Source organism: Frankia gtarii, from assembly GCF_025403375.1.
GTDB lineage: Bacteria > Actinomycetota > Actinomycetes > Frankiales > Frankiaceae > Frankia > Frankia gtarii.
Genome location: NZ_JAMPTM010000018.1, coordinates 18,610 through 31,743, shown reverse-complemented (window position 1 = coordinate 31,743; position 13,134 = coordinate 18,610). Strand labels below are relative to the sequence as shown.

Annotated in this window: 11 protein-coding genes and 4 pseudogenes; 4 read left to right on the top strand and 11 right to left on the bottom strand. The window is 67.6% G+C overall.

Features of this window, described 5'->3' with window-relative positions; all coding sequences use genetic code 11:
• The first annotated feature begins 15 nt into the window (after nt 1–15).
• Nucleotides 16–813, top strand: coding sequence for an SAM-dependent methyltransferase (locus tag NBZ83_RS05310; protein WP_261565167.1), 798 nt, complete (start codon nt 16–18; stop codon nt 811–813).
• Nucleotides 814–840: 27 nt separating this feature from the next.
• On the opposite strand, the gene NBZ83_RS05305 is transcribed toward NBZ83_RS05310, so the two are convergent.
• Nucleotides 841–1,710 carry a Sco1979 family transcriptional regulator gene (locus tag NBZ83_RS05305; protein ID WP_261565166.1) on the bottom strand — a complete coding sequence of 290 codons (870 nt, stop codon included), beginning with the start codon at nt 1,708–1,710 and terminating at the stop codon, nt 841–843.
• A gap of 251 nt (nt 1,711–1,961) precedes the next feature.
• Here NBZ83_RS05305 and NBZ83_RS05300 point away from each other — a divergent pair, with 251 nt between their 5' ends.
• Nucleotides 1,962–2,708: an ABC transporter ATP-binding protein gene (locus NBZ83_RS05300; protein ID WP_261565165.1), complete on the top strand. Its 747-nt coding sequence runs from the start codon at nt 1,962–1,964 to the stop codon at nt 2,706–2,708.
• Nucleotides 2,705–3,559, top strand: coding sequence for an ABC transporter permease (locus NBZ83_RS05295; protein WP_261574449.1), 855 nt, complete (start codon nt 2,705–2,707; stop codon nt 3,557–3,559). Before NBZ83_RS05300 ends, NBZ83_RS05295 begins: the two co-directional genes overlap by 4 nt.
• Here NBZ83_RS05295 and NBZ83_RS33655 read toward each other — a convergent pair.
• From NBZ83_RS33655 to NBZ83_RS05265, 7 genes and pseudogenes are all read right to left on the bottom strand, one after another.
• Nucleotides 3,482–3,847 (bottom strand): annotated as a pseudogene (locus NBZ83_RS33655) (CATRA conflict system CASPASE/TPR repeat-associated protein); the annotation flags it as partial. The gene NBZ83_RS05295 and the pseudogene NBZ83_RS33655 sit on opposite strands and share 78 nt — an antisense overlap.
• 190 nt (nt 3,848–4,037) lie before the next feature.
• Complete coding sequence (locus NBZ83_RS05290; RefSeq protein ID WP_261565163.1) at nt 4,038–4,448, bottom strand: winged helix-turn-helix transcriptional regulator; 411 nt, start codon at nt 4,446–4,448, stop codon at nt 4,038–4,040.
• A gap of 337 nt (nt 4,449–4,785) precedes the next feature.
• Complete coding sequence (locus NBZ83_RS05285; protein WP_261574455.1) at nt 4,786–6,420, bottom strand: dipeptide ABC transporter ATP-binding protein; 1,635 nt, start codon at nt 6,418–6,420, stop codon at nt 4,786–4,788.
• Nucleotides 6,421–6,425: 5 nt separating this feature from the next.
• A complete protein-coding gene (locus NBZ83_RS05280; protein WP_261574448.1) occupies nt 6,426–7,292 on the bottom strand; it encodes an ABC transporter permease in 867 nt (288 codons plus the stop codon).
• Nucleotides 7,289–8,242, bottom strand: a complete 954-nt coding sequence (locus tag NBZ83_RS05275; protein ID WP_261574447.1) for an ABC transporter permease — start codon at nt 8,240–8,242, stop codon at nt 7,289–7,291. The genes NBZ83_RS05280 and NBZ83_RS05275 overlap by 4 nt, the downstream gene beginning before the upstream one ends.
• A 16-nt stretch (nt 8,243–8,258) precedes the next feature.
• Nucleotides 8,259–9,650 (bottom strand): ABC transporter substrate-binding protein, encoded by a 1,392-nt coding sequence (locus NBZ83_RS05270; RefSeq protein ID WP_261574446.1) that lies wholly within the window; start codon nt 9,648–9,650, stop codon nt 8,259–8,261.
• 321 nt (nt 9,651–9,971) lie between these two features.
• On the bottom strand, nt 9,972–10,841 hold the full coding sequence (locus NBZ83_RS05265) for a DUF1684 domain-containing protein (protein WP_261574445.1): 870 nt from the start codon (nt 10,839–10,841) through the stop codon (nt 9,972–9,974).
• 284 nt (nt 10,842–11,125) lie between these two features.
• Here NBZ83_RS05265 and NBZ83_RS05260 point away from each other — a divergent pair.
• Nucleotides 11,126–11,305, top strand: a pseudogene (locus NBZ83_RS05260) (IS6 family transposase); the annotation flags it as partial.
• A 102-nt stretch (nt 11,306–11,407) separates the two neighbouring features.
• Here NBZ83_RS05260 and NBZ83_RS05255 read toward each other — a convergent pair.
• The 3 genes and pseudogenes from NBZ83_RS05255 to NBZ83_RS05245 all read right to left on the bottom strand — a co-directional run.
• On the bottom strand, nt 11,408–11,929 hold the full coding sequence (locus NBZ83_RS05255; RefSeq protein WP_261565157.1) for a P-loop nucleotide/nucleoside kinase family protein: 522 nt from the start codon (nt 11,927–11,929) through the stop codon (nt 11,408–11,410).
• A gap of 52 nt (nt 11,930–11,981) precedes the next feature.
• A pseudogene (locus tag NBZ83_RS05250) lies at nt 11,982–12,383 on the bottom strand (transposase); the annotation flags it as partial.
• Between the two features lie 238 nt (nt 12,384–12,621).
• Nucleotides 12,622–13,095, bottom strand: a pseudogene (locus tag NBZ83_RS05245) (DDE-type integrase/transposase/recombinase); the annotation flags it as partial.
• Nucleotides 13,096–13,134: the final 39 nt, after the last annotated feature.

The window sequence follows — 13,134 nt, the reverse complement described above, 5'->3', positions numbered from 1 at the left end:
AAGGGAACGTTACTCATGAGCGACGCTTCGGCACCCGTTGTCGACATCACCGTGCCGCACTCGGCACGGGTGTGGAACTACTGGCTGGGCGGGAAGGACCACTATCCGGTGGACCGCGAGTTCGGCGACCGGCTCTACGAGTTGCTCCCCGAGATTGTGCAGCTCGCCCGGCAAGCTCGGGCCTTTCTCGGCCGCGCGGTCACCTACCTGGCCGGTGAGGTGGGTATTCGGCAGTTCCTCGACATCGGTACCGGCCTGCCGACGGCCGACAACACCCATGAGGTGGCGCAGCGGATCGTCCCCGACTCGCGGATCGTCTACGTCGACCACGATCCGCTGGTCCTGGCGCACGCGCGGGCCCTGCTGGTCGGCACGCCCGAGGGGGCTACCAACTACGTCGACGCCGACGTCCGCGAGCCGAAGAAGATCCTCCAGGCCGCCCGCGAGACCCTGGACTTCACCCAGCCGATCGGATTGATCATGCTCGGGATCATGGGAAACGTGGCCGACCTCGACGAGGCATACGCGATCGTGCGCGAACTGTGCGAATCCCTGCCCTCCGGCAGCTATCTTGTGTTCAAGGACGGCACCTACGCCGTGATGGGCGAGGACCGTGCCGACGCCATCCACGATCTCCACGAGCACGAGAGCTTTCCGTACCACCTGCGCACCCCCGAGCAGGTGGCCCGTTTTCTCGACGGTTTCGAACTCGTCGAGCCGGGTCTGGTCTCGACGCCGTTGTGGCGGCCAGGCCCCTCGGCCGAACCGCCCCTGGCAATCGACGACCTGTGTGGCGTCGGCCGGAAGCCCTGACCTCCGCCTTCCGGCCGGAGGCGGGCGTCACGCGGCGTAAAGCGAGGCGATTTTTCCGATGACCTTTGCCGTGTCGTCGGGCGCCGTGCTCTTGAGCGCCAGATTATCCATGGCGAGCGTGTAACGGGTGACGTCGTCCGGCCTGTCGAGATATACGGCGCCCGTGAGGTGCTCCAGATAGACGACATCGGCGATGTCCGGCTCACCGAACCGCAGAATGCTGAACGCGCCCCCCTCGGCGGGGTGGGGGCCGACGTTGAATGGAATCACCTGGATGGTGATGTTCGGGTTCGCGTTCAGGGCGATCAGGTGTTCGAGCTGGCCTTGCATGACGGCCGGCCCGGCGACCGAGCGCCACAGTGCCGCCTCGTCAATGATCGCCCATACCCGGGGCGGATCTGGCCGGTCGAGAATGGCCTGCCGACTTATCCGCGCCTGGACCCGACGTTCGACGGCGTCGGCGCCGTCCACCTGGCGAGCTCCGGCCACGACGGCGCGGGCGTACTCCTTGGTCTGGAGAAGGCCCGGGATGAATTGAAGCTCGTAGGTCCGGATCAGGACCGCCGCTTCCTCCAGGCCCAGGTATGGCTGAAACCACCCCGGCACCACGTCGGTGAAACCCTGCCACCAACCGGGCTCGTTAGCCTGACGGGTGAGTTCGAGCAGCGGCGAGCGGTCCCTCTCGTCCATGACTCCATACAGTGTCAGCAAGTCGGCCACATCGCGTTCCTTGAAACTGACCCGACCCAACTCCAACCGGCTGATCTTCGACTCGGATGCCCGGATGCTGTAGCCAGCATCCACCCGGCTAATGCCTTTCGCTTCTCGGAGTCTCCGCAGCTGCGTGCCCAGTACAATGCGGCGCACTATCGGCCCGCTTGCCCGTTGCAGCGTCATTCCCCCGCCTTCATCCGGCCACGTTCTCTTCAGCGTACCGGATGATGATGGAAGTCATGTAGCCGGGTTCGCCACACAGCGCCGAGACAACCGAGCCGGCGGCCCTCGCTCCGGGACTGTTTCCCGGCCCTGACACCGGGACGACATCAGGGTGCGCCCGGTAACGCCCCGTGCCAGGGGGCTACGATTCGGTCAGAAAGGACGCCGGCAGGTCGCCGACGGCCCGGCTCCGGGCCAGGAAGGGAGAGCCGATGCCCATTACGCCGGGGATCGCATTGGCATTCGACGACGTGGGAAAGACCTTCCCCGATGGCACCGACGCGTTACGGGGAGTGTCACTTAAAGTCGGCGACGGCGAGTTCGTGACGGTGGTCGGGCCTTCGGGTTCGGGGAAGTCCACGCTCTTGCGGATCGCGTCGGGGTTGACCGAGCCCTCCAGCGGGACGGTTGCCGTTGGGCCCAACGCCCCCGGCTACGTTTTTCAAGATCCCACGCTACTGCCGTGGCGCACCGTTGAAGGCAATGTCGGCCTGTTCGCCCAACTCGACCGCGTGCCGAAGAAACGGCGGCGCGAACTCGTGGCCGCGGCCATCTCCCTCACCGAGCTCGAGGGGTTCGAGCGGCACCGGCCCACGGCGCTGTCCGGCGGCATGCGGATGCGGGTCTCGCTCGCCCGGGCGCTCACGGTGCGGCCGTCGCTGTTCCTTTTCGACGAGCCGTTCGGCGCGCTCGACGAGATCACGCGGCAGCGGCTCGGCGAGGAGGTGCAGCGGCTCCACGCCCGCGAGCGGTTCGCGGGCCTGTTCGTCACGCACTCGGTCGTGGAGGCGGTCTGGCTCGCCAACCGGGTCGTCGTCCTGTCAGCCCGACCGGGGCGGGTCCTCGCGCAGGTCGACGTCCCGTTCGCCTACCCGCGGCCCGCCGACCTGCGCTTCGACGCCGCCTTCGGCGACGTCGCCCGGACCGTCTCGGCGGCGCTACAGGAGTCGTTCACATGACGGCGACTGCCCGGGCACCGCTCGCGGCCCCGGCGGCCGAGAGCCCTCGCCGCCCTGGCCGCCTGCACCGCACGGCCCGCGGGGCCGGGCCGCCGCTGGTCGTGCTGGGCGCCGTCGTCGGCGTCTGGTACGCCGTGACCTACCTCGCCCTGGCCCCCCGCCGCCGCTTCCTGCTGCCGCCGCCGCACGAGGTCGTCACCGACGGCTTCGGGGACTGGACCACCTTCCACGAGACCCTGAGGGGACTGGGCGCGACGGCGAAGGTCGCACTCGTGGGGCTCGCCATCGCCGCCGCCCTCGGGATGGTCTTTGCCGTGCTGATGAGCCAGGCAGGCTGGGTCGAGCGGTCGTTCTACCCTTGGGCGGTGGCGCTCCAGACGATCCCGATCCTCGCGATCGTGCCGCTGATCGGGTTCTGGCTGGGATACGGATTCTGGTCCCGTACCGTCGTGTGCGTCCTGGTCGCCTTGTTCCCCATCATCACCAACACCCTGTTCGGGCTCCGGTCGACCGACGCCGAGCAGCATGACCTGTTCACGCTGCGCCAGGCCGGCCGGTGGGCAAGGCTCGTCCACCTCGAGTTCCCCAGCGCCCTGCCCGCGGTGTTCACGGGGCTGCGTATCTCCGCCGGGCTGTCGGTCATCGGCGCGATCGTCGGCGACTTCTTCTTCCGGCAGGGGCAGCCGGGCATCGGCAGCCTCATCGACGACTACACCCAGCGCCTCCAGTCCGCACCGCTGTTTGCCGCGATCATGGTGTCCTCTCTGTTCGGCCTAGCGCTGTTCTGGCTGTTCGGGCTGGCCGCCCGCATCGCCGTCGGCGCCTGGTACACCCCCCGCCGCCGCTCCTGAACCCAGCGGCGCCCGGATCCATGCCGAGGCGTCGGCAGGTCGCCCCGAGAAGCGGCGTCGGCTCGACGCGCGCCGGTGCCGGATCGGCCAGCCGAGCCTGTCGGCCAGCCGAGCCTGGTAGATCTCGGCCACGCCGAGCAGCCCGTCCGGGACCGGCTCGCTCACCTGGGCCCACCGGTGACGCAGGTCAACCCAGCTCGGCATTGACTCGGGCGGCGGCGCGCGCATCACCGACAGGCGCAGGACGTCGTGCACCGGACGGCGGGCTCCCCGATCCGCCCCTGGATGACCTCGCCGCCTGCACCTGACGCGTTCGTTCTTGAGGGCCGCGAAGAAGGTTCCCGTTCCGGTTGGTGAGCCGGCGGATGACCGACGTCTGCAACTCGGCGCTGCGGGACATCCCGGAGTTGGCCGGGCGCGACTACACCCCGGTGCGGCCCCAGCGGGCCTCGCCACCGGCGCCCGGCTGATACGACCGCTACGCCACCGACGATGCGCTGGACTCGAGCTCGTCGTGGGCACGCTGCGCCGCCACCAACTCGTCCTGGTGCTCTGACAGCCAGGCCAGCAGATCGCCGAGCGGACCAGCCACCCCGCGGCCGAGCTCGGTCAACTCGTAGGTCACCCGCGGCGGGATCGACGAGGTGGCCCGACGGGCGACGATCCCATCGCGCACCAGCGCCCGCAACGTCTGGCTCAACATTTTCTCGCTCACCCCGTCGATGGCCTCGCGCAACTCGAAGTACCGCGCTGGCCCCTGCCGCAACAGCACCATCACGGGCACCCCCCAACGCCCCGAAACATGATCGAGGACCAATCGGCCGGGGCAGATCCGCTGAAAGATCTCCGCAGCCGCACCCAGAGTGCCCTTGCCGGATCGGGGAGCCATACTCAACTTCACCCACCGACTATATGAAGAACCTCATCCCAGGGAGGTGAGGAAGGCGGTGCAGTATCGGGCGCCCCGGTCTGAGGCGATGAGATCCGGTGCCATCTTGTTCATCACGTACGAGAAGACGGCACCGCGGTCGACGTCCATGACGGCCATGGAGCCACCGGCGCCGTACCAGAAGCAGATCCGCCGATCAGGCAGGTACGGCAGGGCGGGGGTCGGGGCGAGTCCGTAGCCGATACCGAGGCGCCCAACTCCGCTCCTCTCTCGAGCTGGTTGGCGAACGCGTCGCGCAGCAGCGAGAACTTCTCGTCGCAGTGCCCTTTGACCCCGGTCATCGCAGCCTGGCTCCTGGGATCGCGTTCAGCAGTTGTCGGGTATAGGGGTGGTTCGGGGCGGTGAACAGTGTGTCGATGTCGGTGTCCTCGATGATGTGTCCGTCGCGCATCACCGCGATCCGGTCGCAGATCTGTCGAACGACGGCGAGGTCATGGGAGATGAACAGATAGCTGATCCCGAGGTCGGCTTGCAGCCGCGCCAGCAGCTCGAGGATCTGACTCTGGGTGGACACGTCGAGGGCGGAGACCGGTTCGTCGCAGATCAGGAGCGCGGGTTCGAGCGCGAGTGCTCGGGCGATGGCGACGCGTTGGCGTTGTCCCCCGGAGAGCTCGGTTGGTCGGTGGCGCAGCGCGGCGGCGGGTAGGCCCACGTGGTCGAGCAGTTGTCGCGCGGTGGCGCGGCGACTGTCGCGGTCGCCGATCCCGAAGGCGCGCAGCGGCTCGGTGATGCTGCGGGCGACGGTGAATCGCGGGTCGAGGGAGGCGAACGGGCTCTGGTGTATGAGCTGGACGCGCCGGCGCATTTGCCGCAGTTCCCGTTCCGGCCGCCGGGTCGCGTCGATTCCGTCGATGGCCGCCGTGCCCGTGGTCGGCGCGTCCAGAGCGGCGGCGATTCTGGCGAGGGTGGATTTTCCGCTCCCCGACTCGCCGACGAGCCCGACTGATTCCGCGCGATTGACCGTGATTGTCACGTCGTCAACCGCCCGGAACTCCTGCCTTCGCCGGCCGCCCAGTGGCCGGGTATAGATCCGGGTCACGTTCCGCAGCGTGAGCACCGGCGGCCCGAGATCTCCACGGTCGTCGAGTCGGGTTGCCGCCCGGACTCGGTGATCGACAAGCACCCGCGGTCCGCTCAGGCGGGGGGCGGCGGCAACCAGGCTGCGGGTATAGAGGTGTTGTGGCTGGAGCAGCACTGACGTCGTCGACCCGGACTCGACGACGGCGCCATCGCGCATCACCAGTACCCGATCGGCGCGGTCGGCAGCGACGGCGAGGTCATGAGTGATCAGGAGCATGGAGACACCGAGCGTGGCGACCAGCTGGCCGAGGTGGTCGAGGACTTCGCGCTGCACCGTGACATCGAGGGCGCTGGTGGGTTCGTCAGCCACGATCAGGTCCGGTTCACCCGCGAGCGCGATGGCGATCAGGACGCGTTGACGCATCCCGCCGGACAGCTCGTGCGGGTACTGCCGTGCCCGCACCTGTGGTTCGGGCAGCCCGGCGGTCGCCAACAGCGTGATCGCCTCGCGAGCGCTGGCGCGCCGGTCGCTCCGGCGGTGGATGCGCCGGACCTCTGCGACCTGCGCTCCGACGCGCTTGGTGGGGTTGAGGAACGCGGCCGCGTCCTGGGGGATGAGCGCGATCCGTGCTCCGCGTAGTTGCCGCAGTCGCTTGGGCGACGCGGCCAGCAGGTCTTCCCCGTCGAAGTGGATGGCGCCGGCGGTCACCCGGCCGCTGGCGGGCAGGAGTCGCAGGATCGCGTGGGCCAGGCTGCTCTTTCCCGACCCGGATTCTCCGACCAACGCCACGACCTCGCCGCGGGTGATGCTCAGCTCGGCGCCCCGTACAGCCGCTACGGTGGCCCGTCGATCGGTATAGGTCACGTCGAGTCCAGCGACCCGCAGCAACATCTGATTCACCACGACGGTCCGGCCGTAGCTTCCAGTGCCCGCGCGACGCGGTTCGTGGCCAGCACCACGAGTGCGATGGTCAGGCCGGGAAAGGTGGTCAGCCACCACGCGGCGTAGAGGTAGGTCTGGCCGGAGGCGATGAGTTGGCCCCATTCCGCCGCCGGGGGGGCGGCTCCGAAGCCGAGAAAGCTCAGGGCGGAGACGGTGAGCAGGACCGATCCGATGTCCAGCGCGGCGAGAGCCAACAGCGGTCCGACGGCGTTGGGGACGACGTGCGTGAGCAGTATTCGGCCCCGCCGGGCGCCGCCACCACGGGCGGCGTCGATGAACATCGCGTTGCGTACAACGAGGACCTCGGCCCGCATGACTCGGGCGAAGCCGGCGACGCTCACGATTGCGACCGCGATCGCCACGTGGATCACGCCGAAGCCGATGGCGGATACCAGGGCGAGGGCCAACAGCAATCCGGGGATGGCCAGCAGGACGTCCATGACGCGCATCAGCGCGGTGTCGATCCAGCCGCCGAGATACCCGGCGATCGTCCCGATCACGGCCCCGGCGACCAGCGCGACCGCCACCGCGACCGCCGTCGCCTTCAGCGAGGGTGCGGCGCCGTGCACGACGCGGGAGTACAGGTCGCGTCCCAGGTAGTCGGTGCCGAACGGATGCCGCCCGCTGGGTGGCCGCAGCCGGTCGGCGGTGACGCCGAGGAGCGGGTCCTGGCTGGTGAACCGGCCGGGCACAAGGGCCCAGGCCAGCACGAGGGCCAGCAGCAGGCCCGACAGGGTCAGACCCGGGGCGCGGACCAGGCCGCCCCCGACGCGAAGGGCCCGGCGTCGGACGGGCACAGCAGCCGACGCGTACTCGTTCATGAGCGGCGAATCCTTGGATCTAGCAGTGGATAGACCGACTCGATGACGAGGCTCGTCACCACGAAGATTGCCGCGGCGAGTACCACCAGTCCGAGTAGTACGGGCAGGTCCTCGTTGGTGACCGCGTTGACGGTGATCTGCCCGAGTCCGTTGCGGGCGAAGACGGTTTCGATCACGACCGCGCCGCCCAGCAGGTTTCCCCCGACCAGTCCAGCGACGGTGACGGCGGGAAGGCTCGCGTTGCGCAGCGCGTGCCGGAACACGATCCACGATCGGCTGGCCCCCTTCGCCTTCGCCAGCTCGACGTAGGCAGAGCCGAGACTTGAGCGAAGGCTGCGGCCGAGGACCTGCGCGATCACCGCCGCCGTGGGAAGCGACAATGTCAGGGCGGGCAGCACGATGCTGCGGATACCGGTGTTGCCGGTCGCGGGGAACACTACCCAGTGGAACGAAAGTAGTTGTAGGAGCAGTATTCCCAGCCAGAAGGACGGGATCGACACCCCGACCGCGGGTAGTGAGTCCACGAGTCGGCTTACCGCGCGGTGTCTGCTGCAGGCAGACAGCACCGGTAGCGCGACCCCGAGCGGAACCGCGATCAACAATGCCGCGCCGGCCAGACCGACGGTCTGCGGCAGAGCGCCGGTGACGAGATGACTGACCGATTCCCTGGTCTGGACGGACGTTCCGAAGTCACCGTGCACAGCCCGGCCGAGCAGTGTGAGGTACTGGCGCCACACCGGTTGGTCGAAGCCGTACTCCACTCGTATGGCCGCGGCCTGCCGCGGGTCGATGACCGCACTCGGCCCGTCCGCCCGCTGCGCGAGCATCAACGTCACCGGATCGCTCGGCAGTAGATACAGGGCGATGAACGCTCCGGTGAAGGCGCCCCAGAGCACGAACAGAGCCTGGGCCAGTCGCCGGGCCAGCGGCCCGGCGTCGAGGACGGTCATCACCGATCCCCGAGCATCAGGACAACCAGGCGTCGTAGAAGCGGACGCTGGAGTTCGCCGCGAAGGACAGACCGTTGACCTTGCTCGATTGCCCGACAACCTGGGCAAACTCGGTGATCGGGACGACGTGCGCGTTGCTGACCACGATTTTCTGCGCGTCGGTCACAGCCTGCTGGCGCGCGGCCGGATCGAGGGACTCGGCCTGCTTGCTGAGGGCGGCGGTCAGGGCCGGGGAGTCCGAGCCGACGATCGCGAACTGCTTGAACAGGGTGCGCAGCACGTCAGGGTCGGCGCGGCTGGAGTTGCCGAGAAAGAGGTCGTAGTTCCCGGCGACCAGTTGAGGCTGGATCTGGGAGATCTGCAACTGGCGCAGGTTGAGCTGGATGCCGACCTGCTTGAGCTGTTGCTGGACCAGCTCCAGGCTCTGCGGTTGTCCAAAGATGACGTCCAGGGCGAGTTTCTGGCCACCCCTGACGCGGATGCCGTCCGGTCCGACCGTCCATCCGGCGGAATCGAGCAGCCTCTTGGCCGTGATCGGGTCGTAGGTGAGCTGGGAGCTGAAATCCGTGTATCCCGGCGTGGTTGAGGAGAGCACGCTGGTCGCCGGCTTGTAGTGCGGGCTGTAAAGAGTCGAGACGATGTCGGCGCGGTTGATGGCCTTCTGTATCGCCAGGCGCACGTTCTGATCCTGCAGGATCGTCTTCTTCTCGTTCACGTAGAGGCTGAGCACGACGCCGGGCAGGGTGCGGCTGATCACGGAGAAGCCGTTGCCGTCGAAGCGCGCCTCGTCCTGGGGTGCGACGGCATTGGTCGCGTCGAGTTGGCCGGACAGCAGGCTGCCCGTCCGGGTAGTGACGTCGGAGACGATCCTGATGTCAATCTTGTCGAGATAGGCGGCCCCGGTGTGCTGGGCGGTCGACGGCGCCAGTTTGTAATCGGGGCGCTTGCTGAGCACGATGTTCTGGTGGGGGATGTAGGAGCTGAGTATGAACGGCCCGGTGCCCACGATCTTGCCCGTGCAGCGGTCGGCGGCGGTGCCCGCGAGCGATCCCGTGGACAGGATGGACAGAGCTGGCGCCGAGGTGGCCTGCAGGAACTGGATATTGGGCTTGGCGAAGGCGACGGTGACCGTGCGCTGATCCGGAGCCGTTATCGAGGTCAAGCCGGCAAGATAGGCGCCAGAGTTGCTCGCGGTCGGACCGAGCTTCTGGATATTCTCGAAGTTCGCCTTCACGATGTCCGCCGTGAATGGAGAGCCGTCGCTGAACGTCACTCCATCGTACAGATGGAACGTGAAGCTCGTCGCGTCCGGACTGATCGTCCATGACGAGGCCAACCCGGGCCCGACTTTGCCGGTAGCGGGATCCTGAGCGGTCAACGTCTCCAGGACCCCGAGATTCGGCCCCACGCCTGCTTGTTGCGGGTCCAGGCAGGATGGTGCGTAGTCCAGGCCGTATCGCAGTGTCCCGCCGGCCGTCGGCCGGCCCGCGGCGGTGCTTCCTTGTGCGGTGCCTCCTGGTGCGACTGGGTCCGAATTCGACGTGCACGCCGCGGCGAGGACGCAGCTGAGGAGGGGCGCTGCGAGTGCTACGAGTCGTCGCCGGCGGAATTGGGCACGTCGTTGGAACACGACTCTCCGATCGATGAGCGCGCCAGCGGTATCGCTTCGCGCAGGGGGGAGCTACAGCAGAGAAGGAGTTTTGAACAAGCGCGCGGAAAGCCGCGAACACTACGCCCTGTATGGGAGGTCGTCACGCCAGGGTGGTAGCTTCTCGCCCGCTTCGACGGCAAACGGAAGAGTGTTTCCGGCAGGCGGAAGGGCACACGTCGCGAACGGAGTCAGCCCGCACGGGCCATTCGCGGCACGGTTGAAATCAAGGACGAACTCCCGGGCCTGGTCCTGCGGCAACTGGGCACGTACGACCCGTACCGGGTACGTCGTTATCCCGTTCGTCCGGTCGCGGAAGGGGATGTGCAGCTCGCCGAATGGAGCCGAGTACACCTCGAGTGTGTGCTCGGCATCGAACAGGTGGAAGCGAACGGCCCCGATCAGGGCCAGGTCCTTGTGCAGCGAATCCACCACGGTGTCCAGGGTGATCGGGCGGGGAGAGCTGTACGGCTCGTAGCGGGCCCGGACCACCCACCGGAAATCAGGATCGTAGGTCGGCACCCCGGTGAAGCCCGTCAGTGTCTCGGAGTGCGGATCGTGCGGACGTACGGCGTACTGGGCGCCCCGGCCGTTGCTGGCCGGAAAGGCACTGACCGAGAGGTGCAGAGCACCTGCGGTGAGGACAGGGATGGACGCGGATCGGCCGAGGCCCAACCCGACGGGCCCGTCGACGAGCACGGCCTCCAGCCGCAACCCTTCCTCCGCCCGGGCGTCGACCTGCACGTCCGAATCGGCGACACGCCACCGTCCCGGGACTCGGTCAAAGCTCTGCCACTCGTCGCTGAGCCAGTGCAGGCCGGTCGCGGACAGCGTTCCGTAAGGCTGGCGCAGTTCGGCCTCGCGGGCGTCGCGCCACGCGCGCCAGCACGCATGGAACTCCGCCTGGTCCGGCGCTGGCTCGTCATCTGCGGTCTGGTACGCCACAGTCATCGTGATTGGTCGCCTTTTTGGTCGTGGAGGTCGGGGTTTCGCGACTGAAGAGGACTCGATCGACAACAGGCGGAGAACCGTATCCGACCCGGATCTATGTATCGACGCATGACAGGCGGAGGTGTCGCGGGCATTTCCTCAAGCTACGGATGAAGTGTCAGCTTCGGAAGGACGAACTTATTAGTAAGCTGCCGAGCGTCGTCGACGCTGAGCTGGCCGATTAACCGGCACTGTTGCGTCGGCGAAGTCCACCGTCGCGGCTACCGATCAGCCATGATCGAATCGTGCGGCGACGTCATGTCCGTCCACCGGCTCCAACGTCGGAGTTCGCGGGGTTCCGGTTCCCACCGAAGGTGATCGTGCTGGCGGTGCGCTGGTACCTGCGGTTCGCGCTGTCGTACCGCGACGTCGAGGAGCTGCTCGCCGAACGGGGCCTCGAGATCGATCACGTGACCGTGTTCCGGTGAGTGCGGCGCTTCACATCCCTACTTGCCGAGGCGGCCACCCCGCCGATCATTGCCTCGAAGGCCACCGACCGGACGCGCCAGGTCACTTGCCCTTCCGGTTCACTCCTGGAGGATGACGCGCTCCCCCTCGCCCGCGGGCTCCTGGAAGTTGGCGAAGTAGCGTTCCAGCAGCTCATCGGAAACGGTGACGCTGTTCGCGTCGTTGCGCTGATTGCGGATCGCCAGTCGACGCCGGAGTGTTTCGAGGTCCGCCTTCAGGCGGACCAGTTCCCATCGGCATCCGTGGCTCTCGATCACGGCCTTGTATCGGTCTCGGGTGGCCCGGTTCCAAAAGCTGTAGTCGATGACCGTGGGCACCTTCGCCTCCAGCAGGCGGATCAGGTCGTCCCACAGTTGTTGTTCGGCCGTCGACTTGAGATGCTCGTACTCCGCCGGGTCGAGTTCAGCCCCGTCGCGGCCGGCCCATATCCACACAATCTCGTCGATCGAGAGTCGGCTGTAGCCGCGACGCTCAAGGGCCCGCGCGTACGTACTCTTGCCCGAGCCAGGCAGGCCGCACATCATCACGACGAGACCGTGCTCTGTCCCGACGAGGTCCGGCAGAAGATCCGCTTCGTCCATGAGGGCGAGGCTACAAAATCTTGAATGGTCGGGTTCTTTACACCCAGGCGTGCGGTGCGGCCGCGCCGGCCAGCTCCCACACCCGCAGACACGCACCCGCCCGCGCCGCGCCCACGGCCTTCAGCGCCTTCTCGACGTCACCAGCCAGCCGGTCGACCGTGCGCGGCACCGTCGGGTCCGAGGCCACGAGTCCGAACACAGCCGGCGCGGCGCGCAGCAGCCCGACGTCAGCCAGCCAGTCCCCGCCGAGCGCCAATGAGACCGCCAGGTCGCACATCAGCTTGCCCGGATCATGCACCGCCCGCGCCGGCCGCCACGGCACCAACGCCACCGACAACGCCCGGCCCAGCCCGGACACCCGGACCGTCTCCGTCAACAACAGTCCGCCCGCGTGCGACACGACCCCGAGGCCGGCCGCGTCGACACGGACAGACGGGTAGACACCGGTAATCATCACCCTGAGGGTGCTCCTCGATCCGGAACGGACAAGGCCTCGATGACCTCAATCTTCCCAGATCAGGAGCACCTTTCTCATTTCCGACATACCCTCAAACGATCACTGATGAAGGCCCGAGGCTAGAGAAGTTGATTTTGATACGGCCCGTTCACCGGACTCGATCATCCATTGATGACGTTGGCATCGCGAGCGGGATTATCCAAATCGGCACACATCCGCGATCGCCGTTGGTTTAGGCATCGGAGATGTACTGGGTGCCGCGATCCGAGTGCATCACCTCGTCCGGTGCGAGGGCGGTGCGGGAAGCGGCCATGGTGAACGCGTCGACGATGAGGTCGGTGCCCATGTGGCGCAGGCCATCGACCAGCCGAGAACTTTCCGTGAGGAGCAGTCGATGACGGTGGCGAGGTACGGCCATCCTTCGCCGATACGGATGTAGGTGATGTCACCGACGAGCTTAGCCCCGGGCCGGTTGGCGGTGAAGTCGCGGCGGACGTGGTCGGCGGGGGCGGGGGTCTGGCCGGGGATCGTGACGCGGCGGTAGGCCCTGGGCTGGCAGGCCTTCAGCCCTGCTCGGCGCACGATCCGCCGGGCGAGGCGGACCGGAGGTGGGCTGGCCCGACGCGGTCAGGGCGGCGGCGATCCGCCGCGCGCCGTAGGTCTGGCGCGAGGCGGCGAACAACGCCCGTACCTGGGTGTCCAGAGTGGTGCGGGTGCCATACCCGTTCTGTAGCAGAGCCCCCCGGAA